Annotated in this window: 20 protein-coding genes; 11 read left to right on the forward strand and 9 right to left on the reverse strand. The window is 62.6% G+C overall.

Annotated features, from left to right (window positions below; translation table 11 throughout):
• Positions 1-264: 264 nt before the first annotated feature.
• The 9 genes from MMB74_RS25515 to MMB74_RS25555 all read left to right on the forward strand — a co-directional run bounded on the left by MMB74_RS25515 (position 265) and on the right by MMB74_RS25555 (position 10,088).
• Positions 265-1,263 (forward strand): glycerophosphodiester phosphodiesterase family protein, encoded by a 999-nt coding sequence (locus MMB74_RS25515; RefSeq protein ID WP_277431449.1) that lies wholly within the window; start codon positions 265-267, stop codon positions 1,261-1,263.
• 495 nt (positions 1,264-1,758) lie between these two features.
• Positions 1,759-4,110 (forward strand): bifunctional salicylyl-CoA 5-hydroxylase/oxidoreductase, encoded by a 2,352-nt coding sequence (locus tag MMB74_RS25520; RefSeq protein ID WP_277431450.1) that lies wholly within the window; start codon positions 1,759-1,761, stop codon positions 4,108-4,110.
• 11 nt (positions 4,111-4,121) lie between these two features.
• A complete protein-coding gene (locus tag MMB74_RS25525; RefSeq protein WP_277431496.1) occupies positions 4,122-4,898 on the forward strand; it encodes an SDR family NAD(P)-dependent oxidoreductase in 777 nt (258 codons plus the stop codon).
• Positions 4,895-5,434 (forward strand): MarR family transcriptional regulator, encoded by a 540-nt coding sequence (locus MMB74_RS25530; protein ID WP_277431451.1) that lies wholly within the window; start codon positions 4,895-4,897, stop codon positions 5,432-5,434. The genes MMB74_RS25525 and MMB74_RS25530 overlap by 4 nt, the downstream gene beginning before the upstream one ends.
• A 46-nt stretch (positions 5,435-5,480) precedes the next feature.
• Entirely contained in the window at positions 5,481-6,338 is an 858-nt protein-coding gene (locus tag MMB74_RS25535; RefSeq protein ID WP_277431452.1) for an enoyl-CoA hydratase family protein, read from the forward strand.
• 1 nt (position 6,339) lies between these two features.
• Positions 6,340-7,584, forward strand: a complete 1,245-nt coding sequence (locus MMB74_RS25540; RefSeq protein WP_277431453.1) for an acyl-CoA dehydrogenase family protein — start codon at positions 6,340-6,342, stop codon at positions 7,582-7,584.
• Between the two features lie 2 nt (positions 7,585-7,586).
• Positions 7,587-8,045 (forward strand): thioesterase family protein, encoded by a 459-nt coding sequence (locus tag MMB74_RS25545; protein WP_277431497.1) that lies wholly within the window; start codon positions 7,587-7,589, stop codon positions 8,043-8,045.
• The gene (locus MMB74_RS25550; protein WP_277431454.1) at positions 8,042-8,437 is read left to right on the forward strand and encodes a RidA family protein; all 396 of its coding nucleotides are present in this window, start codon (positions 8,042-8,044) and stop codon (positions 8,435-8,437) included. The genes MMB74_RS25545 and MMB74_RS25550 overlap by 4 nt, the downstream gene beginning before the upstream one ends.
• A gap of 13 nt (positions 8,438-8,450) precedes the next feature.
• On the forward strand, positions 8,451-10,088 hold the full coding sequence (locus MMB74_RS25555; RefSeq protein WP_277431455.1) for an AMP-binding protein: 1,638 nt from the start codon (positions 8,451-8,453) through the stop codon (positions 10,086-10,088).
• A 5-nt stretch (positions 10,089-10,093) separates the two neighbouring features.
• On the opposite strand, the gene MMB74_RS25560 is transcribed toward MMB74_RS25555, so the two are convergent.
• The 7 genes from MMB74_RS25560 to MMB74_RS25590 form a co-directional block, all read right to left on the reverse strand.
• Positions 10,094-10,822, reverse strand: coding sequence for a LytTR family DNA-binding domain-containing protein (locus MMB74_RS25560; protein WP_277431456.1), 729 nt, complete (start codon positions 10,820-10,822; stop codon positions 10,094-10,096).
• A gap of 13 nt (positions 10,823-10,835) precedes the next feature.
• On the reverse strand, positions 10,836-11,843 hold the full coding sequence (locus tag MMB74_RS25565) for a histidine kinase (protein WP_277431498.1): 1,008 nt from the start codon (positions 11,841-11,843) through the stop codon (positions 10,836-10,838).
• Positions 11,844-11,956: 113 nt separating this feature from the next.
• Positions 11,957-13,135, reverse strand: coding sequence for an ABC transporter permease (locus MMB74_RS25570; protein WP_277431457.1), 1,179 nt, complete (start codon positions 13,133-13,135; stop codon positions 11,957-11,959).
• Positions 13,132-14,277: an ABC transporter permease gene (locus MMB74_RS25575; protein WP_277431458.1), complete on the reverse strand. Its 1,146-nt coding sequence runs from the start codon at positions 14,275-14,277 to the stop codon at positions 13,132-13,134. The genes MMB74_RS25570 and MMB74_RS25575 overlap by 4 nt, the downstream gene beginning before the upstream one ends.
• A 16-nt stretch (positions 14,278-14,293) precedes the next feature.
• Entirely contained in the window at positions 14,294-14,989 is a 696-nt protein-coding gene (locus MMB74_RS25580; protein WP_277431459.1) for an ABC transporter ATP-binding protein, read from the reverse strand.
• 52 nt (positions 14,990-15,041) lie between these two features.
• Positions 15,042-16,295, reverse strand: a complete 1,254-nt coding sequence (locus tag MMB74_RS25585; protein WP_277431460.1) for an efflux RND transporter periplasmic adaptor subunit — start codon at positions 16,293-16,295, stop codon at positions 15,042-15,044.
• Positions 16,296-16,373: 78 nt separating this feature from the next.
• Complete coding sequence (locus MMB74_RS25590; protein ID WP_277431461.1) at positions 16,374-17,849, reverse strand: efflux transporter outer membrane subunit; 1,476 nt, start codon at positions 17,847-17,849, stop codon at positions 16,374-16,376.
• A gap of 477 nt (positions 17,850-18,326) precedes the next feature.
• Here MMB74_RS25590 and MMB74_RS25595 point away from each other — a divergent pair, with 477 nt between their 5' ends.
• Together MMB74_RS25595 and MMB74_RS25600 are read left to right on the forward strand one after the other, a co-directional pair.
• A complete protein-coding gene (locus MMB74_RS25595) occupies positions 18,327-18,845 on the forward strand; it encodes a DUF6622 family protein (protein WP_277431462.1) in 519 nt (172 codons plus the stop codon).
• A gap of 353 nt (positions 18,846-19,198) precedes the next feature.
• Positions 19,199-20,590 carry an ATP-binding protein gene (locus tag MMB74_RS25600; protein WP_277431463.1) on the forward strand — a complete coding sequence of 464 codons (1,392 nt, stop codon included), beginning with the start codon at positions 19,199-19,201 and terminating at the stop codon, positions 20,588-20,590.
• Between the two features lie 51 nt (positions 20,591-20,641).
• On the opposite strand, the gene MMB74_RS25605 is transcribed toward MMB74_RS25600, so the two are convergent.
• Entirely contained in the window at positions 20,642-21,256 is a 615-nt protein-coding gene (locus MMB74_RS25605; RefSeq protein WP_277431464.1) for an XRE family transcriptional regulator, read from the reverse strand.
• Positions 21,253-24,417, reverse strand: a complete 3,165-nt coding sequence (locus MMB74_RS25610) for a multidrug efflux RND transporter permease subunit (RefSeq protein WP_277431465.1) — start codon at positions 24,415-24,417, stop codon at positions 21,253-21,255. Before MMB74_RS25610 ends, MMB74_RS25605 begins: the two co-directional genes overlap by 4 nt.
• Positions 24,418-24,503 lie beyond the last annotated feature (86 nt).

Consider the following 24,503-nt stretch of genomic DNA (forward strand, 5'->3'; position numbering starts at 1 on the left):
AGGAAACGACATCGAATCGGCCCGAATTAAGGAAATTCAGCATCAAATCGACACCCCCAAGTCGGCGCAGCAGCTCTTGAGAAAGCTACCGTCGCGCTGCGAGGGGGATACTTCAACAGCCTGCTAGAGTCCCTCTCGGCAAAGGTTGCTCGCAAAGCGTGGTTCGATCGCGTTTTTCCAAGTCGTCTCCCATCGGGAGGAAAAGCATGATGACACTTCAGGTCTTTCCGCCTTGCTCCGTCACACAAGTGAGTGTTTGCCAATATGCGTAAATTGCGTTCATGGATTATCGGCACCGTAGCTATATGGATCGCCTTTGTCTTCGTCAACAACTCAACCCTTTTTATGCAGCGCGTGTCCGGGACGCCAATGCTGCTGGCACATCGAGGCATCTCGCAGGATTTCGACAAGACAGACCTTAAGAACGATACTTGCACGGCAGCACGGATGCTGCCGCCGACGCATTCCTATCTTGAGAATACCATCGCCTCGATGCGAGCCAGTTTCGAGGCCGGAGCGGACATCGTCGAGTTCGACGTGCATCCCACGACGGACGGACAGTTCGCTGTCTTTCATGACTGGACCGTTGATTGCCGCACCAATGGCCATGGCGTGACTCGCGAGCAATCGATGGCGTACTTGCGAACACTCGATATCGGCTACGGATACACGGCCGACGGCGGGCGGACCTACCCCTTTCGCGGCATGGGAGTTGGCCTCATGCCGTCCCTTAGCGACGTGCTGGCGACATTCCCGACGGGGCGATTCCTGATCAACATTAAGAGCAACGACCCGAACGAGGGGCGCCTGCTCGCGGCGGCCTTTCGTAAGCAACCATTCGAAGCATCTAAGCGATTGATGGTGTACGGCGGAGACGCCCCCATTGCTACCTTTCGCGCTGAGCTGCCTGGCGTGAAAGCGATGTCTCGGAGCACACTCAAGCGATGTTTGATCTCCTACGTTGCATACGGGTGGACCGGGATAGTTCCTTCGGCATGCCGCAACAGCATCATCTTTGTGCCGATCAATATCGCTCCTTGGCTGTGGGGCTGGCCAGATCGTTTTCTCGACCGGATGGCTAGCGCCAGAAGTGCGGTCTTCGCCATTGGGCCTTACTATGGCGGCGAATTCTCAACAGGTATCGATACTCCTGCTGATTTTCGCCGTCTGCCAAGCGGTTACGCCGGCGGAATTCTGACAAATAAAATTCAGGCTGTGGCGCCCGAATGGGTGCGCGTACGGCAGCGGGATACAACGCGCTGAACAAAAACGCCTGGCGCACATGACAGTGTGCCTCTACGAATCTGCCACCTTTCCCGAGGCAAACGCGGCAGGTAGTCTTGAAGTTCATTCCCCGCGGCGGCAAATCCTAACCGAACAAAAGCGGCGCAATGAATCGACTCTTCATCCACGCTTCGATGTTCGCGTATCTCTCTATATGCACCGCTGCAGCTGTCCCGGAAACCTCGTCGACGGGCGTCTTTACGTAGGGGGCCTGCGGGCACCCGAGCGGCACGCACGCTCCGTGGACCGATCCTGCCAACCCGCTCGCCATTCTGCGCTCCTACCCGGAGCCCGCCATCTTGAATTAAGCCAGGGTACCCGCCATCTGTCCGCACGACAGACTTCATTCTCCCAAGACTGACTTTATTACATCGGATCATCAGCGCCCACACCAGCGCCCGCGGCCCCCTCCGTTTACTTGACACCTAAACTATTTACACCTAAATTTCCCCCATCGACACGCGAGGAGGCGCCATGCGCATCGTCTGCATCGGGGGTGGGCCCGCCGGGCTCTACTTCGGCCTATTGATGAAACTGCGCAACCCGGCGCACGAGGTTTCCGTCATCGAGCGAAACCGCCCCTACGACACGTTCGGCTGGGGCGTGGTCTTCTCCGACCAAACGCTAGAAAACCTGCGCACGGCCGATGCCCCAAGCGCCGAGATGATCCTCGATGCGTTCAACCACTGGGACGACATCGACGTCCATTTCGGCGGACGCACCATCCGCTCCTCCGGCCACGGGTTCTGCGGCATCGGGCGCAAACGTCTGCTCAATATCCTTCAGGCACGCTGCGAAGCGCTCGGCGTCAAGCTCGTCTTCGAAACTAACGTGACGAACGACGACGATTACGACGCCGATCTCATCATCGCCTGCGACGGCGCCAACAGCCCCATCCGTCAGAGATACGCCGCAACTTACCGGCCCGATATCGACGTGCGCGATTGCCGTTTCGTCTGGCTAGGCACCCACAAGCTATTCGACGCCTTCACCTTCGCCTTCGAAAAAACCGAATGGGGCTGGTTTCAAGCGCACGCCTACCGGTTCGATCAGGACACCTCGACCTTCATCGTCGAAGCGCCCGAGCGCGTCTGGCGCGCGGCCGGCCTCGACGAAATGACCAAAGAAGACAGCATCGCCTTCTGCGAACGGTTATTCGCGAAGTACCTAGACGGCCACCCGTTGATGTCGAACGCCGCACACCTGCGCGGCTCCGCGCAGTGGATTCGATTCCCGCGCGTCGTCAATCAAGAATGGGTGCATTACCGGGCGCGTGCGAACGGCGGTGCCACACCCATCGTGCTCATGGGCGACGCCGCGCACACGGCACACTTCTCGATCGGGTCCGGAACGAAGCTCGCGCTCGAAGACGCTATCGCGCTAGCCGATAGCATCGATGCCCACCCGCACGATCTGCGCGCCGCCCTCACCCATTACACGGAAACGCGCAGCGTCGACGTGCTGCGCATTCAGAACGCCGCACGCAATTCGACGGAATGGTTCGAGCACGTCAGCCGCTACGCTTCGTTCGAACCCGAGCAGTTCGCCTACTCGCTGCTCACGCGCTCGCAACGCATCTCGCACGAGAACTTGCGTCAACGCGATCCGCACTATGTACGCTCATTCGAACAATGGCTAGCTCAGAAGGCCGGCGTCGAAGGCGCACGCGATACAAAGCAATCCATTCCCCCGATGTTCACGCCGTTCTCCGTGCGCGACATCAAGCTCAAGAATCGCGTCGTCGTTTCTCCCATGGCCCAATACTTGGCTGTGGACGGCACGGTGGGCGATTACCACCTGACACATCTCGGCGCACGTGCGATGGGTGGCGCCGGACTCGTCATGACGGAAATGACCTGCGTTTCGCCGGAAGGACGCATCACGCCCGGCTGCCCCGGTATGTACACCGACGAGCATTTGCATGCTTGGCAGCGCATCGTCGAATTCGTCCATCACATGAGCGATGCAAAAATCGGCATGCAACTCGGCCACGCGGGCGCGAAGGCATCGACGCGCGTCAGTTGGGAGGGTATCGATCAGCCTTTGCCCGACGGCAATTGGCCGATCGTTTCGGCTTCGCAGCAACAGTATCTCGCGGGCATCAGCCAGTGGTCGCACGCGGCCACTCACGACGAGTTGCGCGAGATCGGAGCGCAATTCGTGCGCGCCGCCCAACGCGCCCAGGAAGCTGGCTTCGATTGGCTCGAACTGCACTGCGCGCACGGCTACTTCTTGTCGAGCTTCATCTCGCCGCTCACGAACCACCGCACCGACGAATACGGCGGCTCCCTCGAAAACCGGCTACGCTATCCGCTGCAAGTGTTCAACGCGATTCGAAAGGTCTGGCCGCAAGGCAAACCGATTTCCGTACGCATCTCAGCGAACGATTGGGTGGACGGCGGAACGACACCCGACGATGCCGTCGAAATCGCACGCGCATTCAAGGCCGCTGGCGCGGATATGATCGATGTGTCGTCGGGGCAAGTCAGCAAAGCCGAAAAACCCGTCTACGGTCGCATGTTTCAAACGCCGTTCTCGGATCGTATCCGCAACGAAGCGGGCATCGCCACGATCGCGGTGGGCGCCATCTCCGAAGCGGATCACGTCAACAGCATCATCGCCGCGGGCCGCGCCGATCTTTGCGCCGTGGCGCGGCCCCATCTGGCCAATCCGGCTTGGACCCTCACCGAGGCCGCGAAAATCGGCTACTTCGATGTCGCCTGGCCCAAGCAATACTCGGCAGCGAAAGTCCAGCTCGAACGCAACTTCGAGCGCGAACGCGCGAGCCATGCCGCAGCATCTGCACCCGCCGAGGTGGCACAATGAACGCAAAGCCGATGGCGCACTCGCTCGACGATCTGCACGCAGTCGTCACAGGCGGTGGCAGCGGTATTGGCGCGGCGATCGCGCAAGCGCTCGTCGATGCGGGTGCGCGCGTAACGCTGATGGGCCGCGATTCGGCCAAGCTCGAAGCACATCGCACGGCACTCGGCGCATCGCATGCCGTGCATTGCGCCACCGTCGATGTCACTCACCCCGACGCCGTGGACGATGCCTTCGCTTCCGCGTGCGATGCACTCGGCCCGGTCGACGTGCTCGTCAACAATGCCGGGCAGGCGCAAGCCGCCCCGTTCGCGAAGACTGACCTCGCGTTGTGGCAACGTATGCTCGAGGTCAACTTGACCGGCGTGTTCCTCTGCACGCAAGCTGCATTGCCCTCCATGATCGAACGTGGGTTCGGCCGCGTCGTGAATGTTGCAAGCACAGCAGGGCAAATCGGTTATCCGTACGTGACCGCCTATTGCGCCGCGAAGCATGGCGTCATCGGGCTCACCAAAGCGCTCGCGCTCGAAACGGCCACCACGGGCGTCACCGTCAACGCTGTCTGCCCAGGCTACACGGAAACGCCCCTATTGCAGACCTCGCTCGATCAGGTCGTCGCTAAAACCGGCCGAAGCGCCACCGAAGCACGCACGGCGCTGCAACGCGCCAACCCGCAACGGCGTTTCATTACGCCCGACGAAGTCGCTCATGCGGTGCTGTGGCTCGTCATGCCCGAATCGGCCTCGGTGACGGGGCAATCGATTTCCATCTCTGGCGGAGAAGTAATGTGAGCGACGCCGTTCGCGCTTCGACAAAAAAGAAAGCCGCACCGCGCGAAGCGCGGGCGGAGAACGTCGTCGACCTCGAAATGAGCACGGGCGCCGATAGCCACACTAGCCTGCGCTTGTGGCTACGCCTTTTGACGACGACCAACCTCGTGCAGACCGAGTTGCGCCGCCGCCTACGCACGGAATTCGACACGACACTGCCGCGCTTCGACTTCATGGCGCAACTGGAACGTCACCCCGAAGGGCTCAAGATGAGCGAGATTTCGCGCCGTCTAATGGTGACGGGCGGCAATGTGACGGGGTTGACCGATCAGTTGGAAAAGGAAGGTCTCGTCGCGCGCGATGCCGACCCCAACGATCGCCGCGCCTTCACGGTGCGGCTCACGCCAGCCGGCCGCACGCTGTTCGACAAAATGGCCCAAGCGCACGAGCGTTGGGTCGTCGAATTGTTCGGCGGCTTATCGATCGACGATAAATCGAAGATGCAGCAACGTCTTGGCAAGCTCAAACAACACCTGCTCGATTGCATCAAGAGTTGAAGTGAGCAAACAGTTGCGAGATGTGAATGAATAGGAGAACCAAGCAATGACGGATGCCGCGATGAATGCCGATGCGCTGCGAGCCGGCAATCGCACGACCCTTTCAGCGTATCGCTCGCGTCACTTCGGCTGGCGCGTGGCCGATGGCGTCGGCACGGTCATGCTCGATCGCCCCGAGCGCAAAAACCCGTTGACGTTCGACTCCTACGCGGAGCTGCGCGACCTGTTTCGCAATCTCGCCTCCGCAACCGACGTCAAAGCCATCTTGATCCATGGGGCGGGCGAGAACTTCTGCTCGGGCGGCGACGTTCACGAGATCATCGGCCCACTGATCGGCCTGCCGATGCCGGAGCTGCTGATGTTCACCCGCATGACGGGCGATCTCGTCAAAGCCATGCGTCACTGCCCGCAGCCGATCGTCGCCGCAGTCGACGGCGTCTGCGCAGGCGCCGGCGCGATCATCGCGATGGCAGCCGATATGCGGCTCGCCACGGCGCGCAGCAAGCTGGCGTTCCTCTTCACGCGAGTCGGCCTCGCGGGCTGCGACATGGGCGCGTGCTCGATCCTGCCGCGCATCATCGGTCAAGGGCGAGCCTCCGAGTTGCTGTTTACAGGGCGTTCGGCCAGCGGCGAAGAAGGTCTCGCTTGGGGCTTCTACAACCGTCTCTGCGCACCCGATCAGTTGCTGGCCGACGCCGAAGAACTCGCCCGCTCGATCGCGTCGGGTCCGGCGTTCGCCCATGGCGTCACGAAGAAGATGCTGCACCAAGAGTGGAGCATGAGCGTGGACGAAGCGATCGAATCAGAAGCGCAGGCGCAAGCGATCTGCATGGCGACGCGTGATTTCGAGCGCGCCTATCGCGCGTTCGCGGCCAAGACGCGGCCCCTCTTCGAAGGAAACTGACATGGCGAACGCTCAGTGGGCGGACATGCTCGATTGGCCTTTTTTCGAAGACCGGCATCGCAAGCTAGCCGTCGATGTGCAGGCATGGTGCGATGCGAACGTTTCGCTGCTCACGTACGGGGAGCCGTTGCAAACCGGCCCGCACGGCAGAGCAAGCGTCGATGAACACTGCCGCCGCCTCGTGCACATGCTCGGGGAAGACGGCTGGCTCCGCTACGGCGTGGGCGGCGCGGCATACGGCGGCCATGGCGATGCAATCGACACACGCTCCGTCTGCCTGTTGCGTGAAATCCTCGCCTCCCATTCGGGCCTGGCCGATTTCGCGCTTGCCATGCAGGGACTCGGCTCGGGTGCCATCTCGCTTGCCGGCACGGACGAGCAAAAACGCCGCTATTTGCCGCGCGTCGCGAGCGGCCAAGCCATCGCGGCATTTGCCCTCTCGGAACCCGACGCGGGATCGGACGTCGCGGCACTTTCTCTCGCCGCGCGCGAAGAGGGCGATGCCTACGTACTCGATGGCGAGAAGACGTGGATCTCGAACGGCGGCATCGCCGATTTCTATGTGGTCTTCGCGCGCACGGGCGAGGCGCCGGGCGCGCGCGGCATCAGCGCTTTCATCGTCGATGCCGATACGCCGGGCTTCACGGTCGCCGAGCGTATCGATGTCATCGCCCCGCATCCGCTTGCGCGCCTGCGCTTCGACGGTGCGCGCGTGCCCAAAGCCCAGCGGCTAGGCGCCGCGGGAGAAGGATTCAAGCTAGCTATGCGCACACTCGACATTTTTCGCACGTCGGTGGCCGCTGCATCGCTCGGCTTCGCCCGGCACGCGTTGGCGCAGGCGCTGCAACGCGCAACGTCGCGCCGCATGTTCGGGCAAACGCTCGGCGATTTTCAATTGACTCAAGCGAGGCTCGCAGAGATGGCGCTCACGATCGATTCCGCCGCCCTGCTCGTCTACCGCGCGGCGTGGATGCGCGACCAAGGAAAACGCGTCACGCGCGAGGCTGCGATGGCGAAGTGGCACGCCAGCGAGGGCGCGCAGCGCGTCATCGATGCAGCCGTGCAATTGTGGGGCGGTCAAGGCGTGTGCAGCGGTGCGCCCGTCGAGACGCTCTATCGCGAGATTCGTGCCCTGCGCATCTATGAAGGCGCAACGGAGGTCCAGCAACTCATCATCGGCCGCGATCTGCTCAAAGCGCATGCCGAACACACTGCGACGGCCGAACGCGCAGGGGCGGGCCAATGACCATGAGCGAGCAAGCGCCCATCGTCTTCGAACGCCCCGTGCGCATTCGCTTCGCGCATTGCGACCCGGCGGGCATCGTGTTCTTTCCGCAGTATCTGACGCTGACGAACGCGCTCGTCGAAGACTGGTTCACCGATTCGCTCGGCATCGACTACGCCGATATGATCGCGCGCCGCCGCGTGGGCCTGCCCATCGTCAGGCTTCAATGCGAATTCGCCCGGCCAAGCCGCATGGGCGAAACGGTCACGCTCTCGCTTGCGTTGACGAAGGTCGGTCAGCGCTCGATAGGCATCCATATCGTCGGCCGAGGCCTCGACGGCGTTCGGTTCGTCGCGCACCAAGTACTGGTCACGACGTCGCTGGAGAGCGGCGAATCGATCGACATTCCTCACGATATCCGCGCGGCGTTGCAACGTGCGGCCGCTTCTTCATCCCCGAATGCTCAAGAGGCACTTAGATGAAACGTCCCCTGTTACCCGCCGGGTGGTCCAAGCCGCGCGGCTACGCGAACGGCGTCGCGGCGCACGGCACGCAAGTGTTCATCGCCGGACAAATCGGCTGGGACCACACCGAGCAATTCCGCTCCGATTCCTTCGCCGAGCAAGCACGCCAAGCGCTCGAAAACATCGTCGCCATATTGAAAGAAGCCGGCGCGCGGCCGGAGCACCTCGTACGCATGACCTGGTACGTGACCGATAAACGCGAGTACCTCGCGGCGGCGCGCGATGTCGGCCAAGCGTTCAGAGAGTTGATCGGCGATTACGACATCGCCATGAGCGCCGTGCAAGTAGCCGCGCTCATCGAAGACCGCGCCAAAGTGGAAATCGAAGCCACCGCCGTGATACCCGACTGACCCGGAGCGAGCCATGGAACCGTCAGCCCATGTCGATACGTTTGCGCGAGACCATTTGCCGCCGCAAGATCAATGGCCGGTCTTGCTGCTCGATCACCCCGATGTCTCCTACCCCAAGCGCTTCAACTGCGCGACGGAGCTGCTCGACGCCACCATCGCAGCCGGGCACGGCGATCGCATCGCGATCTGGTCGGAAGTCGACGACACGCCGAAGGGTACAACGTACCGCGAGCTGCGCGAGATGGTCGATCGTTGGGCGCATGTGCTCGTCGAAGACATGGCGCTGGTTCCCGGCAACCGCGTGCTGCTGCGCGGGCCGAATACGCTGCAAATGGCGGCGGCGTTCCTGGCGAGCCTCAAAGCGGGACTGGTCGTCGTGCCGACGATGCCGCTGTTGCGAGCGAAGGAATTGAAGCAGATCATCGACAAAGCGCAGATCCGCGCGGCTCTCTGCGATGCCCGTTTGATCGAAGAACTCGACCGATGCTGCGACGAGAACGATGAATTCTATTGCGCCGATCTCGTCGACGTACGCGTGTTTCACAGCGACGCGCCCGGCGCCATAGAGTCATTGGCCGCAACTAAACCCACGCAGTTTACGGCTTGCGACACGGCAGCGGACGATGTCTGTCTGATCGCATTCACGAGCGGCACGACCGGCGCGCCGAAAGGCTGCATGCATTTCCACCGCGACGTGCTCGCGATGTGCGATCTGTTTCCGCGCCACGTGCTAAAGCCGACTGGCGCCGATGTCTTTTGCGGCACGCCGCCGCTTGCGTTTACGTTCGGCCTCGGTGGCTTGCTGTGCTTCCCGATGCGTGTTGGCGCATCGACGGTGCTGATCGAACGGCTCACACCCGAAACGCTGCTGCGCACCGTGGAACGCTTTCATGCGACGACGATGTTTACCGCACCGACGTTCTACCGGCAAATGGCGCCGCTCGTGCCGCGCTTCGATATCGCGAGCTTGAAGAAGACGGTATCGGCGGGTGAGGCGCTGCCCGATGCCACGCGCGAGCTCTGGCGCAAGGCGACCGGCATCGAGATGATTGATGGCATAGGCGGAACGGAGATGATCCATATCTTCATCTCGTCGTCCGGCGACGAAGTGCGCCCCCGTGCGATCGGCAAAGCCGTGCCCGGTTATGTGATCCAGGTCGTCGACGACGAGATGCAGCCCGTGCCCGTCGGCACGGTCGGCAAGCTCGCCGTGCGCGGGCCGACCGGGTGCCGCTATTTGGCCGACGAGCGTCAAAAGAAGTTCGTGCGAGACGGCTGGAATCTGCCTGGCGACGCGGTTTACGTCGATGCCGACGGCTACGTCTTCTATCAAGCGCGCGCCGACGACATGATCGTGTCCGCGGGTTACAACATCTCGGGGCCCGAGGTCGAAAGCGTGTTGATGCAGCATGAGGCCGTGGCCGAGTGCGGCGTCATCGGTGCGCCCGATGAGGAGCGCGGGCAAGTCGTGAAAGCGTTCGTCGTCGTCAAGCCAGGCTACGTCGCCGACGATGCCCTCGTCACCGCCCTGCAGACGTTCGTGAAGCAAACGGTCGCGCCGTATAAGTACCCGCGCGTCATTCAGTTCATCGACGCATTGCCGCGCACGGAAACGGGCAAGCTCAAGCGGTTTGCGCTGCGCAGCATGTAAGCGATCTACATCTGCTTGAACAGTCCCGCATACGCCCTGCTGACGGGCAGCACCGCATCATGCTCGAGCAGGTGAATGCGCAGCCTGCCCAGCAAATCCCGCTCGATTCGATCGACCGCCGCATAGGCCACGATCACGCCGCGATGCACTTGGGCGAACCGGTCGCCGTCCAAGCGCGGCAGTAACTCTTTCAGCGGCGTGCGAATCAAATGCCGCTGATCGCGCGTGACCGCCTCGGTGTACTTATCGGTCGCCTGAAAGAACAGCACATCGTCGATCGATACGAGTTTCGTCGTCTCTTTGATCCCTACCGTCAACCATCGAATCGGCGCCACTTCCCTAGCTTGGCCCAACTCGTCGGCCGCTGCCCCGCGCTCCGGCGCGCCGCTCTGCTGCAAACGCGCGATGCAGCGCAAAAGGCGCTCGTCCGTCACCGGCTTGAGCAAATAGTCGGTCGCGGCGGCCTCGAACGCTTCCACCGCATGGGCATCGTACGCCGTCACGAACACCACCCGCACGGGCGCGGCCAGTTGCGCAACCTTGAGCCCATCGATGCCCGGCATGCGAATGTCGAGGAAGGCGATGTCGGGGCGCTTCTCGTTCAACTGCGCCAGCGCCTCCACCCCATCCCGCGGCATCGATACGATCTGAAGTTCGGGCCAAAAGCGCGTTAGGCGCGCAGCGAGTTCGGCCGAAAGATTCGGCTCGTCGTCGGCAATCAGGGCGGACGGCATGAGCGAGCGCTCCCTAGCGAAGCGGAGAAATCGGAATGCGCAGGCTGGACGTCACACCGCGCGCACCTTCGGCGTTCGCGGCGACGGACACGCTCGCGCGCGGACCATACACGCTATTCAAGCGAGCACGTACGTTCGTTAGCCCAACGCCGCCATGCAAGTTCGTGCCGTGTCCCAGACCGACGCCTGTGTCGATCACATCGAGCGCCACCATATCAGCTTCGATTCGCCCCACGATGCGAATCTCGCCCCCGTCGATCGACGGCTCGATGCCGTGCAGCAACGCGTTTTCCACGAGCGGCTGCATCAGCAACGGCGCGAGCGGCACTTGTCGCATCGGCTCGACGACGTCGATCGCATAGCGCAAACGATCGCCGAGACGAATCGAGGCAATGTCTAGCAGCGCTTCCACGAGTTCGACCTCGTCCTTGAGTGTGGAGGCGGCATCACGCGTGCGTTTCAAGCTCGCGCGCAGGTATCGATTGAGGCTATCGAGCATCGATGCCGCACGCTTCGGGTCGCGCTCGATCAAACTCTGGACGTTGGCCAGCGTATTGAACAGGAAATGCGGTTCGATCTGCGCTTGCAACAGGGCGAGCCGCGCCGCCGTCTCGGCTTGCCGCAACTCGGCCGCCTCGCGTCGCTGGGTTTCCAACGATGCGCGCATCCTCATCGCTTGCGCGGATACGGCGCCGAACGCACAGGCGACGCCCGCAATGACGAACGACGTACCGTAGTGAAACCAAGCGTCGAGGCTCGAACGGCCCAGCAAATGCGGCACGCCGCCGACCGTGTAGGCAGCGATTTCGACGCCCGCCACCACGCTCAACGGCGCAATCAGCAAAACCCTAGGCAAGAGGCCAAAGCGCGCCGCGCCGAGTGTGCCTGTGAGCCTGCCAAGCGCCGAGGCGCTCAGGCCAATGCCGTTTCCGACCACGAGATACCGCAGCAAAGGTTCGTCGCGATGCGCCGTCCAAAAGCCCACACTGACGATGCTGCAGAACGCGACGAGCCATAGGATCGAGACGACGCCGCGCGCGAGCGGCGCCGGACGGCGGACACCGTCGCGGCGCTGCCATAAGCGGCTTGGGAGAGCGACCTTCAACTCGCGTTCAACTCGTGTTCAATTCGCCTTCAATTCGCCCGCAATGCAGTCGCGATCGGCAACCGCGCTGCACGTACTGCCGGGAGCAAGCCCCCGAGCATACCAATCGTGCAGGCGACGAACACGCCCGACACGAGCAACGAGGCAGTGACCGTCAAATGAAACACGACCTGCGTGAAACCCGCGCCGAGCGTATTGACCGTGTTGCCGTTAAAGAACAGCCACGCTGCGCCCGAGCCAATCGCACTGCCGATGATGGACAGCAGCAGCGACTCGACCAACACCGAAATCACAATCGGCATGCCGGAAAACCCGATCGCGCGCAGCGTGGCGATTTCCCGCGTGCGCGTGGACACCGCCGTGTACATCGTGTTGAGCGCACCGAAGCACGCGCCTAGCGCCATGATGCCGCCCACGAAATACGCAAGTAGATTCAAGAGCTTCGATAAGTTGCGCGATTGCGCCGCGTAGTAATCGGCTTCGCGCTGGACGCCCACCTTGAGCGTCGGGTCGGTCGTCAATGCGCTCTTGAATCGATCGAACGCTGCCGCCGAATCGAGCATGACCGTCACGGATTGAAAGCCATTGCGCCGATACGCGGAGAGCACGGTCTCGACATCACCGTGCAATTCCGATTCATGCGCATCGCCGCCGCTTTCGAAAATGCCGACGACCGTCCATTCCGAGTCCCGAAAGGCAATGTGGCTGCCGAGCTCGAGCCCCTTGAACTGCGCCACGGCCGATTTGCCGACGATCAATTCGCGCACGGCGGGGCGAAACATCCGTCCCGCTATCAAATGCATCTCAGGCCGCAGCTTCGCCGCGTTCGGCCCGACCCCGCGCAAGGTGACGTTCGCGTCGGCCCCGTCCTTCTTTTGCGGCAAGGCGACGATCACGACCGCTTCCGCCGAAGCGACCGGCCGCCCGGCTTCGTCTTTACGGACACCTGGCGCATCCATGATCGTCTGCGCGTTTTCTCGATCGATCGTGCTTTCGAGCTCGGCCTGCGAACCCGCACGCAGCACGATGGCCCGATCGGCTCGCGCCGTGCCCTTCAACGTGCGCTGAAAACCCGCGGCCATGGCCAGCACCGACACCATGACCGCGACGGTCACGGCGATACCGATCACGATGACCCACGCCGTGCCGATGCGCTGCGGCAAACTACGCAGGTTCATCGACGTGACAGCAACGATTTGCTTGATCATGAGCGCAGTGCCTCCACGATGACGAGCCGCTTGGCGCGCCAAGCCGGAACGATGCCGGTCGCCACGGCGAGCAGCGCCGCCATGAGGACGCCTTCCGCGATGACGGTCACGGGCATGTCGACGACGCCGAGCGTCCCGCGCAGCATCGGAAAGAGCAGATCGGCAATGGCAAGCCCAAGCAGCGCCGCAAAGATGCACAGCGTCAGCGATTGCACGAGAACGAGCACCAGCATGCGCGTATCGGAAAAACCGAGCGTCTTGAGCACGGCCAATTCGGGCACTTGCTCGCGCACGGCCTGCATGACGGTGCTGCCAACCGCGAACAACAGCGCGAAGAAGACGGCGAAGAGGATGTAGGTGACGATGAGATTGATGTCGCCGATCTGCTTCATGAAAGACTGTTGAAACTCCTTCTCCGTTTGCGTCTTGGTTTCATCGGGCGAATTGGCGAAGCGGCGGTCTATCTCCTGGGCGATCTGCGCCGATTGGCTGGGGTCTTTCACCTGCACGATGTACCAACCCACCTTGCCCTTCGCGAAGCTGCGGGCTTCGTCGAAGTACTTGTAGTTGAAGAACATCGCGTCTTCGCGCGAACGCTCGCTCGGCACTTCATAGATGCCCACGATCGTGAAATCCCAATCGGAATTGCCGTCCGATGCTTTCACCCAAATCGTGGAGTGCAGCGGAATGCGGTCGCCGATCTTCCATCCGTATTTCTTCGCCAAGCCCGCGCCGATGATCGCGCCGTCGCGCGTATGCTCGAGCGCCGAAAGTTGATCTTTGGGGACGATCATTTCCGGATGAGCCGGAAACTCGCGCTCGGGCTCGACCGGAAATGCGGCGATAAAGTTTTTCGGGTCCTGGTAATAAGGCCCGAACCACGATTCGTGCGACACGCGCTGCACGCCGGGAATCGTTTCGAGCTGGTTCATGTAGGCGTACGGCAGGCTCTCGGTGATCGAGATCTTGTTGGTTACCACGAGCCGATTGACGTTCGAACGTTCGATGGTTTGCTTGAACGCCGAGTTCACGCCCTGCAGCATGCCGAACAGCAGAAATGCGATCACGATCGAAAGCAGCGTCAGCGAAGTTCGCACCTTCTTGCGCCAAAGCATCGCCCATATCAGCGGGATGAATTTCATCGTCTATCCCCTTGCGTTAGGCTTCGGTCTTTTGCCGCTCTTCGACGAATCGACCCTTGTCCAGATGCAGCGTGTGCGTTGCATAGTCGGCCGCTTTTTGATCGTGCGTGACCATGACGATCGTCTTACCGTACTCGCGGTTGAGCACTTGCAGCAAGTGCAGAATCTCATCGGCAGTGGTGCGGTCCAGATCGCCCGTCGGCTCGTCGCAAACGAGCAGCTTCGGATCGGACACGAGCGCGCGCGCAATCGCCACGCGCTGCGCTTGCCCGCCGGACAGCTCCGACGGCTTGTGCTTGGCGCGATCCTCCAAGGCCACAATGGCGAGCGCCGCATGCACGCGCTTCAACCGGTCGCCCTTGGGCAGCGAAGTGAGCAGCAGCGGCAGTTCGACGTTGCGCTCGGCCGTGAGCATCGGCATCAAGTTGTAGAACTGAAATACGAAGCCGACGTTATTCGAACGCCAACGCGCGAGGCTGCCGCCGCGCAATTGATCGATGCGCTCGCCCGCAACCACGATTTCCCCGCTCGTCGGCTGATCGATGCCGCCGATCAAATTGAGCACCGTCGTCTTACCCGATCCCGACGGCCCCATCAAGGCAACGAAATCGCCCTCGGCCACATTCATGTCGAGATGGTGCAGCACTTCGACTGTTTGCTTGCCGCGCGTGTACGTCTTGACGACGTCCTTCAGAGACACCATGGCAGTCATTTCGCTTTGCTCCTTCGATCTCGATTCTGGGTTCGAGTGTTGCGTTTCGGGTTTACCGATCGACGACCTTCACGTGCGCACCGTCGGCCAATTTCGTGAAATCACCCACCGCCACGCGTTCGCCGGCGGCGAGGCCGGCGAGCACCGTTTGGGCCTCGGCGTCGCGCGCGCCCAGCTTCACTTCGCGGCGCTCCACCGTGTCGTCGTGCAGTACATAGACGGTGCCCGTCGCCGAACCGGTGCTCGCCTGCACCGCATCGGCCGGCAACGTGACCGCGCCGGCACTCGCCGCACCGTTCGCACCGCTTTGCGCACGGCTCAGGAACGAGACGCGCGCACCCATCTCCGGCAAGATGCGCGGATCGCGCGACTTGAAGCCCACGCGCACCTTGACGGTCGCCTTGCTGCGATCGGCCGTGGGCACAACTGCAATCACGTAGGCAGGGATGTTCCAGTCCGGATAGGCGTTCAGCTTCAGCGTGGCGGGTTCGTCCGCACGCACGCGGCTGATGAAGTTTTCGCTTACGTCGACTTCGACCTCGAGCGAGTCCATATCGACGAGCGTGCAAATGCCGCTGCGTGTGAAACCGCCCCCCGCCGATAGCGGCGAAACGATTTCCCCCGGCTGTGCGTTCTTGCTCGTCACGACGCCCGTGAACGGCGCACGTACGGTCGTATCGTCGAGATCGCGTTGCGCCACTTCGAGCGCCGCCCGGCGCACGGCCAAATTGCCTTCGGCTACTGCCACATCCGTCTGCTTGGCATCGTAATTCGCCTTGCTTTGATCGAGCGCGGTGGTACTGATCACGCCCGCGGCGGCGAGCTTGCGGTCGCGGGCGTAAATAGGCGCGATATCGGCCGCGGCGGCCTTCGCCTGCAGCAGCGTGCTTTGCGCCTGGGTCACGCCTGCCTTCGCTTGAAGCAGCGTGGCCGTTGCGTTGCGATCGTCTAGCTTGGCGACGATGTCGCCCTCTTTCACGTGCACGCCTTCCTCGATGAACAACTGCGAAAGCTTGCCCGTGATCTTCGCCGACACCGTCGCTTGACGGCGCGCAACTACATACCCCGACGCATCGAGAATCGATGCGCCCCCTTGCGCGCCCGAACCGGTGGCCACGGGCCGAGCGACCGCCACCTTCACTGTCGGCACCGCGGCATGCAACCAAAAGAAAGCGGCCGCCCCGAGCGCGATCAGCAAAGCGATCAGCGCCGCCAGCCACCACAAGCGCCGCGACGACGTACTTTCCGTGGGCCGTGCGTCGCGATCGATCCGCAACTGCCGCAACAACTCCGATTTATCGGTCATGTAATCGACTTCCGCGATATGAATTGGATGATCCTGCCACCGCTATCTTGCTCGCTGCCCTCTTCTGCCCTCTACCCGCTATCGATCGGCCTGCGCGGCCTCGCCCGCCTGCTTCCAATCGCCGCCCAGTGCGAGGAACAACGCCGCCGTATCTTGGTAACGCGCCGCCAGCGCCTGCACATAAGCGACGCGCGAGCGCTGATACTGCTGCTGCGCAACGAGCAGTTCGAGGTGATTCGCGCCGCCGAGACCGAAACGCTGTTCGATCAAATGCAAGCTGTCGGCCGCGGCCGTTTGCGCACGATATTGCGCCGCTAGCGTTTGCGCATCGGCGTCCAGCGCATGCAGCGCATCGGCCACGTTCTTGAACGCTAGCAGAACGGTTTGCCGGTACTGCGCGAGCGATTGATCGTACGTGGCGATCGCCGCGCGCCGCTTGGCGCTCAGCGTTCCGCCTTGAAACAACGGCGCGCTCACGTTCGCGCCCAGCGAAAACACCGTGCTGTTGAATAGCGAACGGAAAGAAGACGTCGATTCGCCATAGCTGCCCGTAATGCCGATCTGGGGCAACATGTTCGCCGTTGCGACCCCGATCTGCGCACTCGCTTCATGCAATTGTGCTTCGGCGCGCCGGATATCGGGCCTTTGGCGCACGATTTCGGAGGGCACCATCAGCGGAATATCGAGCGGCAATCGCAGCGAGGCGAGGTCGAACGCGGCTTCGCCGTATTCGCTCGGCGGCTTGCCAAGATAAACGGCGAGCTGACTGCGCGCAGCCGCAAGTTGCTGCCGCAGGGGCGGCAACGTCGCCTGCACCGTCGCCAAATTCGATTCGGCCGATAAAACGTCGGAACGGGCCGCACCGCCTAGCTCGAACTCCTGACGGCTCAAATCGACCTCGTGCTGCGCCGAGGCAACGAGCTCTTCGGTCGCGGCCATCTGCGCGCGCAGCGACGCTTCGAGTACCGCGGCCGTCACCACGTTGGCGGCGAGCGTCTGGTAAGTCGCTTGCAGTTCCTCGCGCTGCGCATCGCGGCCGGCCTCTTGCGCCTCGATGCCGCGCCGCACCCCACCGAACACATCGAAGTTGTACGACAAGCTCACCGACGCGTTATAAAGCGTGAACAGAAAATCGCCGAACCCGGGAAACCCTTGCGCCGCGCCGTTCAGCTTTTCTCGGGTGGCGCCCGCGCTGCCGCTGATCGACGGGAACAACCCGCCGCGCTGCGCGTTCACCTGTTCTTGCGCCACGCGCAACGCGGCTTGCGCCGAAGCGATCGTCGGACTATTGGTCAACGCGGCCGCCACGAGCCCATCGAGTTGAGGCGAACCGTATGAGGTCCACCACTGCGACGAAAGCTGAGCCGCGGGGTCGAAGCGCTGCGCCGCACCGCCCTCGATCGGAGTCGCTTGCGTTTGCGCAGGCAACGGCTCGCGCGTCACGCTGGCCGCGACGGGCGCCGCAGGCGCTTTGAAATCGGGGCCGACGGCGCAACCGCCGCAGGCGAGCAAGGCGGCAAACGAAAACAACGCCGCAACGCCCCTGCGCCGCATGCACGGATCGCATTGGGGACTCACTCGGCGCAATTGGCCACGCTGTTTGTTTTCCATATTCCGAATTGGGACTATTCGACATTATTCCCCCGATTTGTCGGCGGAGGAAAAATGAAGCGGGCTCTCGGGCGATGAAATGCGGCACAGAGTATAGCGCCCGCTTTCTTTTATCGATAGTCGGATCACGCAACCGGACGACGCACGCGCATCAATACGTCGCAAGCGCACTCGTTCGAAGCGTGCGGCGTTGCCCACGCCGGGGCCCCAAACCGGCCGACTACGAGAGCTAGGAGTTGACACAGTCGACGTGCCTGAGCCTTTTCTCCGCTTTGTCGGCGCTAGCCGCAATTCGTCGCCGCCGCGTGCTATTCGTCGCATGCCGCGCAAAGCGAATCGGTGCGGAAATACACTGCTGTTTTCCTCGCGCGCAAACGCGTCGCATCAAAGATTCGTCATAAAAAGGAAGAGGCGATTAGCATGCATTTCATCCCGACTTACGTATATGTTCTGCTCTGCGCACTCGTCTATCTAGGCGTGCGCCGGTGTTTTCCGCGCACAATGCGCCCCGAGCGCCTGCTCGTGTTTCCGCTCGGCTTCCTGGCCCTCGGTGCAGCGAGCCTTGACCGCGCGTTCCCGGGCGCGGATATATCGATGGATGCCGTGTCGCTCGCCATGCTGGCCCTCGGGGCGGGCCTGGGGTGGTTGCACGCAAGCCGTTGGGCTCTACAGTTCAAAGTCACGGATAACCGCGTCAAAGTGCGCATACCGGGAGATCCGTGCTTGCTTGTGACGCTGTTGCTCTCGTTTGTCTGCAAATTCATCGAGCGTTATGCGATGGCTACGCATGCGTCCTGGAGCACATCGCTTTCTTTCACATTGCTTTCATTTGCCGCATGGGGCCTCTTGGCGGGCCTGCCTCTCGGGCGCGCGCTCAACGTGGTGGTCCGCTCGATGACGCCCAGAACCCGCGACGAAGGCATTCCTAGCTTCGAATAATCGACAGCATTGAAGCACCGCCACCGGGCCGATGGAACGACAATTGCTTTTCCGGAACCACGTCCGTCGGGACGTTGTCCGTGCCCGCCGCCTTCGCCGTAAAGGACGCAGAAGGACGCAGCGCATTGCCGCTTCGTTCGGGCGCATACCTTCCGTGCGCATGACAAAGGGCTAGACCCTCGCAATCTGCAACGCGTTGCGTATCATATACAGCGCGGCACGACCCAAACGAAGCAAAAACCGCCGCGGGCGGCGGTGGCTCATGCCGGATTGCCGGCTAGTCCATCGCGAACTCGTCGCGAGGCGCCAATGCCGCCTGTGCCAGCTCACTCCATTTGTGCATATCGATCGCTATGTCTGATCACAGCCGAGGACGTTCGCCCGAACGCCGTGACGCTCCATCGAACGGCGGCGAAATTCGGGTCGATGGGGCGCACGCGAGCGACGCGCTTGATGGCAAACGGCACACCGAGGATGCGAGCCAGCCTCCCATCGCCCAACTCGAACGCGAATTGCAGCGCACGCGCGAGCAACTGCAGGCGGCAAGCGAAGCGCTACGGATTGTCAAAGCCGAGCTCAGCGCAAAGTCCGAGGAAACGAGCAAGATCAACGACGAAGTGGAGCGGCGGCGCGACGAGTTCCTGGCTGTCGTATCGCACGAGCTGAAGCACCCGTTGAACCTGATCAGCGCGAACACGGAACTCATCGCACGCTCGGCCGAAGCCCGCGCAAACGCGGCGATCGCCCGAGCGGCCGATACGATACGCCGCACCGTCCTCGGGCAAGCGCAGATCATCGACGACTTGCTCGACATGTCGCGTCTGCGCACCGGCAAATTGTCGATCACGCGACGGCCCGTCGACCTCAAGGAAATCGTGCAACGCATCTGTCATACGATGCACGACGAAGCGCAGCGCAAGGATGTCGATTTCCGGCTTTCGGTGCCGAGCGAGCCGGTATCCGTGAACGCCGACCTCACGCGAATCGAGCAAATCGTCTGGAACCTCGTCAGCAATGCGCTCAAATTCACCGACGGCGACGGCAAAATCGTCGTCCAGCTTTCGATCGACGAATATGACGCGGTCCTGAGCGTGACCGACAGCGGTGTCGGCATCGATCCGGCTACGCTGCCGCATATCTTCGAGATGTACCGGCAAAGCCGCGTCACCGCTGCGGCCGTACGCGGCGGCCTCGGTATCGGGCTGTCGCTCGTCAAAGAACTGGTCGCGATCCATGGCGGCCAGGTACGAGCCCATTCCGAAGGACTCGGGCGCGGCGCAACCTTCACCGTCAAGCTGCCGCGAATCGTCGAGACGGTCCCCGATGCGGCTGGCGGCCCGAACTCGACGGCCTTCTTGCGAGGCGAGCGCGTGTTGATCGTCGACGACGATCAGGAAACGCTCGAGGCGTTCAAACTGCTGCTGGAAATGGAGGGCGCAGCGGTGACCATCGCCACGAGCGGCGACGAAGCGCTCGAATCGCTCGGCAAGCTGACGCCATCGGTGATCTTGTCGGATCTCGGCATGCCCGGCATGAGCGGCTTGGAATTCATCCAGGCCGTGCGCCGACGGCCCGAGTTCGCATCGATCAAGGCCATTGCGCTCAGCGGCTTCGGCAGAGCGTCGGATGTCGAGGAGGCCGCGCGGGCGGGATTCGATGCGCATTTGACCAAGCCCGTCATGCTCGATGCGTTGTTGAGCGCCATCGCGCAAGTGCAAACGAAGCCGCGGTCGGCTGCACCGTAACGGCTGTCGGTTTTAGGCTGTCGGTTTTAGGCTTTCGCCGCTGCTCGCCCCCTACAAAAGGTTGGGCGTGCCGACCCACATGAGCAAGGCCTCCTGCTCTCCCGTGTTTTCCCAATAATGCGCATCGGTCGAATCGTAATGCGCCGAATCGCCTTCGCGGAAGACGTAGGTCTTGCCTTCGAGCGTCAATGTCACGGTGCCCGAGAGCACATACCAGAACTGCTCGCCCGCGCGTGCGGTGATGTCGTCGAGCTTGCGCCCGGCCGGGATGCGCACGAGCAGCGCCTCCATGCGGCCGCCGGCGGTGATTCGCGTGAGCCGCGCGAAACGCTTGTCGGCATCGGCAAAGCCGAAGAAGGTCAGGTGATCGCCGCGCGCGACGAATCGTTCCTCGCGCGGCGCGTCGAGCAAATACTGCACCTCGACGCCGAGCACGCGAGCGATCGACACTAACGTCGCGAGCGAAGGCCGCGCTCGGCCACGCTCGATCTGCGACAAGAACGGCGTGGAGATGCCCGCGCGCGTGGCGGTCTCGTCGAGCGTCAACGCCAAGCGCTGGCGCAACGAGCGAATCTTCGGTCCAAGCACGGTGGACTGCGCCCGGTCATCCTCGATCCATGCGCCGTGTTCGTAAGTCTTGCGGTGGCGCCTCATGCCGTCATTCATGACGACTCCCTTTCGGGATCGGGCACGCCGTCGGCACTCGCTTGTTCGCGGTCTGCTTTCCGCTCGCCGCCCGACGAAGCGCGCCGCTGCGTTGCGCGCATGACGACATGGAATGCAACGGGCGTGAATGCGAGGCCGAGGACCGTCGCTGCGATCACGCCGCCGAACACGCCGGTGCCGATCGAATGGCGGCTTTCCGAGCCACCTCCGCTCGAGAACACGAGTGGCACGACGCCCAGCAAGAATGCCGCCGACGTCATCACGATGGGCCTGAAACGCATCGCACATGCTTGCACGATCGCATCTACGAGCGCGACGCCGTGAGTGCGCGCATCGCGTGCGAATTGCACGATCAAGATCGCATTCTTCCCGGCGAGCCCGATGACGGTCACCAGCCCGATTTTGAAGTAGATGTCGTTCGGCAAACCTCGCACGAGCATCGCCGCGACAGCGCCGATCATGCCGAGCGGCACGACGATCAGCACCGAAAGCGGAATCGACCAACTTTCATAGAGCGCGGCAAGCGCCATGAAAACAGCGAGCAACGATAAGCCGATGAGAAGCGGCGTCTGCCGTGCAGCCTGCGTTTCCGCCAGCGCCGCATCGGCCCAATCGTAGGCTGTGCCCTGGGGCAGTTGCGCAGCCAGCCGCTCCATTTCCGCCATCGCCGCACCGGAGCTGTAGCCGTCCCCCGCACGGCCCGTCACGTCGAGCGACGGATAGCCGTTGTAGCGCGCCAGCACGGTGGGCCCGCGCGACCACTTCAACGACGCAAACGCAGAGAACGGCACCATCTTGCCGACCGAATTGCGCACCGCCAGGCTCAGCAAATCGGCATCGGCCATGCGCGCTTGGGACTCGGCCGTTACCAGCACGCGCAACATGCGGCCCGCGGCGGGGTAATCGTCGACGTACGACATGCCGAACGTGTTGCCGAGCACGTCTTCGATCGCATCGAACGACACATTCATCGCATACGCCTTGGCCCGATCGACCTCGAGCACGACACGCGGCGCATCGGGCAGCGTCTCGGAATGAACATCGGCCAGCACGGCACTCTTGCGCGCCAATTCGAGCATATGCTCGCGGGCCGCTTCCAAGCCGGCATTGCCCATGCCGCCGCGGTCCTCGAGATGGAACGTGAAGCCCTCCGCATGGCCCATTCCAGGAACCGATGGCGGCAATTGCGCGATCACCTGGCCATCTCCGATCTTCTCGAACGACTGATTCAAACGGTCGCGCAACGCAAGCGCATCTATGTTGCGACGCGACCAGTCCTTCAGAGCAACGAACGCCATGCCAACGTTTTGACCGTTGCCCGCAAAGCTCCAACCGATCACGCTCGTCACGTTCTCGACCGCGCTTTGCCGATGAAGAATGTCCTCGACCTGGCGAATGACGGCGTAGGTGCGTTGCTGCGATGCCCCGGGCGGCAATTGCACCATCACCTGAAGCTGGCCCTGGTCCTCGGTCGGCAGAAACCCGCCGGGCAACGATGCATACAACAGCGCGCCGATACCTATCATGACCAGATGCACGGCGAAGAAACGCTTAGGATGACGAAGCAACTTCGCGACGATCGCGCGATAGCGGTCCGATGCTCGTTCGAACCCCCGAAGAAACCGCGCAGCCATGCCGCGGCCCGTCGCGCCCTCATCGCGCGGCGGCTTGAGCAAGTTCGCACACAGCGCGGGGGCGAGCGAAAGCGCCATGAACGCGGAAACGAGGATCGCCGCAATCATGGCGATCGAGAACTGACGATAGATGCCGCCGACGCCGCCGTCGAAGAACGCCATCGGGACGAATACCGCCGTCAGCACGGCCGTGACGCCGACGATCGCCCCGCCGATCTGCGCCATCGCCTTGCGCGTCGCCTCGCGCGGCGCAAGCCCTTCGTCGCGCATGATGCGCTCGATGTTTTCGACGACGACGATCGCGTCGTCGACCAGAATCCCGATCGCCAGGACCAGCCCAAACAACGTGAAAACGTTGATCGAAAGCCCGAACGCGTACATGGCCGCGAACGCGCCCATCAGCGCGACCGGAATCACGATCGTGGGCACGAGCGTATAGCGAAGATCGCGCAGAAACAGCCACATCACGCAAAACACCAACACGATCGCTTCGATCAGCGTGAGCAGGACTTCGCTAATCGCAATCTTGACGAAATGCGCCCCGTCATACGGAATCTCGACGGCGATCCCAGGCGGCAAGGTCTTCGACAGTTCGGCGACGCGCCGGTGAATCGCGTTCGAGGTTTCGAGCGCGTTGCCGAGCGGCCCGAGTTGGATGCCGACCGTCGCGGCAGGCTTGCCGTTCAAGCGCGACCAGAAGGTGTACGTGTCGCGCCCGAGTTCGACGCGCGCGACATCGCCGAGCCGCACGACCGAGCCGTCGGGCTGCGCCTTGAGCACGATGGCGGCGAACTCCTGCGCCGTACGCAATTGGCCGCGCACAGTGACCGAGGCCGTCAACGCCTGTCCGTCGACGGCCGGCGCATCGCCTATCGCCCCCGCGGTGACCGTCGCGTTCTGCGCGCGGATGGCCGTCGAGACGTCGGCCGGGGACAGCCCGTACTCGCGCAGCTTCATAGGATCGAGCCACACCCGCATCGCGCGATCGGCGTCCCACAGTTGCGCCGCGCCCACACCGGGCGTGCGCTTGAGCTCGCGCAACAAAAACCGGTTCAAGTAGTCGCTGAGCGCGGCCGAATCGCGCGTTCCATCCGTCGACACGAGCGTCACGAGCATGAGGAACGTATTTGCCGCCTTGAACACCGAAATGCCCTGTTGCACCGCTTGCTGCGGCAACCGCGGCTCGATTTGCTTCAAGCGGTTCTGCACGTCTACCATCGCCAAATCGGGATTAGTCCCGGCCGCGAACGTAGCGACGATTTCGACTTCGCCCAGCGCATCGCTCGTCGTCTCGTAGTACTGCAGGCCCTCCGCGCCGTCCAAGCTCTGCTCCATCAAGCTCGCGACGTTGCTATCGACCTCTTCCGCCGATGCGCCTGGATACTGCGCATCGATGATGACGCGCGGCGGTGCGAGCCGCGGATACTGGGCGACGGGCAGCATCGGCAACGCGAGCGCACCCGCGACGATGATCGAGAGCGCGACGATCCATGCGAACACCGGACGGTCGATGAAAAAAGACGGCACGTGCTTGCATCCTCCGTTGTTGTTGTTTGGCGTGATGTGTCTCGTCCATGCGATGCGAGCGCTAGCTCAAACGTACCGGCTTGCGC

Origin of the sequence: Trinickia sp. Y13 (genome assembly GCF_029522115.1) — a bacterium.
Classification (GTDB): domain Bacteria; phylum Pseudomonadota; class Gammaproteobacteria; order Burkholderiales; family Burkholderiaceae; genus Trinickia.

Excerpts from the sequence above, each read along its gene's own strand:
- MMB74_RS25515 (WP_277431449.1), top strand. The coding sequence starts at position 265 with ATGCGTAAATTGCGTTCATGGATTATCGGCACCGTAGCTATATGGATC.
- MMB74_RS25520 (WP_277431450.1), top strand. The coding sequence starts at position 1,759 with ATGCGCATCGTCTGCATCGGGGGTGGGCCCGCCGGGCTCTACTTCGGC.
- MMB74_RS25525 (WP_277431496.1), top strand. The coding sequence starts at position 4,122 with ATGGCGCACTCGCTCGACGATCTGCACGCAGTCGTCACAGGCGGTGGC.
- MMB74_RS25535 (WP_277431452.1), top strand. The coding sequence starts at position 5,481 with ATGACGGATGCCGCGATGAATGCCGATGCGCTGCGAGCCGGCAATCGC.
- MMB74_RS25540 (WP_277431453.1), top strand. The coding sequence starts at position 6,340 with ATGGCGAACGCTCAGTGGGCGGACATGCTCGATTGGCCTTTTTTCGAA.
- MMB74_RS25545 (WP_277431497.1), top strand. The coding sequence starts at position 7,587 with ATGAGCGAGCAAGCGCCCATCGTCTTCGAACGCCCCGTGCGCATTCGC.
- MMB74_RS25550 (WP_277431454.1), top strand. The coding sequence starts at position 8,042 with ATGAAACGTCCCCTGTTACCCGCCGGGTGGTCCAAGCCGCGCGGCTAC.
- MMB74_RS25555 (WP_277431455.1), top strand. The coding sequence starts at position 8,451 with ATGGAACCGTCAGCCCATGTCGATACGTTTGCGCGAGACCATTTGCCG.
- MMB74_RS25560 (WP_277431456.1), bottom strand. The coding sequence starts at position 10,822 with ATGCCGTCCGCCCTGATTGCCGACGACGAGCCGAATCTTTCGGCCGAA.
- MMB74_RS25570 (WP_277431457.1), bottom strand. The coding sequence starts at position 13,135 with ATGATCAAGCAAATCGTTGCTGTCACGTCGATGAACCTGCGTAGTTTG.
- MMB74_RS25575 (WP_277431458.1), bottom strand. The coding sequence starts at position 14,277 with ATGAAATTCATCCCGCTGATATGGGCGATGCTTTGGCGCAAGAAGGTG.
- MMB74_RS25580 (WP_277431459.1), bottom strand. The coding sequence starts at position 14,989 with ATGACTGCCATGGTGTCTCTGAAGGACGTCGTCAAGACGTACACGCGC.
- MMB74_RS25585 (WP_277431460.1), bottom strand. The coding sequence starts at position 16,295 with ATGACCGATAAATCGGAGTTGTTGCGGCAGTTGCGGATCGATCGCGAC.
- MMB74_RS25590 (WP_277431461.1), bottom strand. The coding sequence starts at position 17,849 with ATGCGGCGCAGGGGCGTTGCGGCGTTGTTTTCGTTTGCCGCCTTGCTC.
- MMB74_RS25595 (WP_277431462.1), top strand. The coding sequence starts at position 18,327 with ATGCATTTCATCCCGACTTACGTATATGTTCTGCTCTGCGCACTCGTC.
- MMB74_RS25600 (WP_277431463.1), top strand. The coding sequence starts at position 19,199 with ATGTCTGATCACAGCCGAGGACGTTCGCCCGAACGCCGTGACGCTCCA.
- MMB74_RS25605 (WP_277431464.1), bottom strand. The coding sequence starts at position 21,256 with ATGAATGACGGCATGAGGCGCCACCGCAAGACTTACGAACACGGCGCA.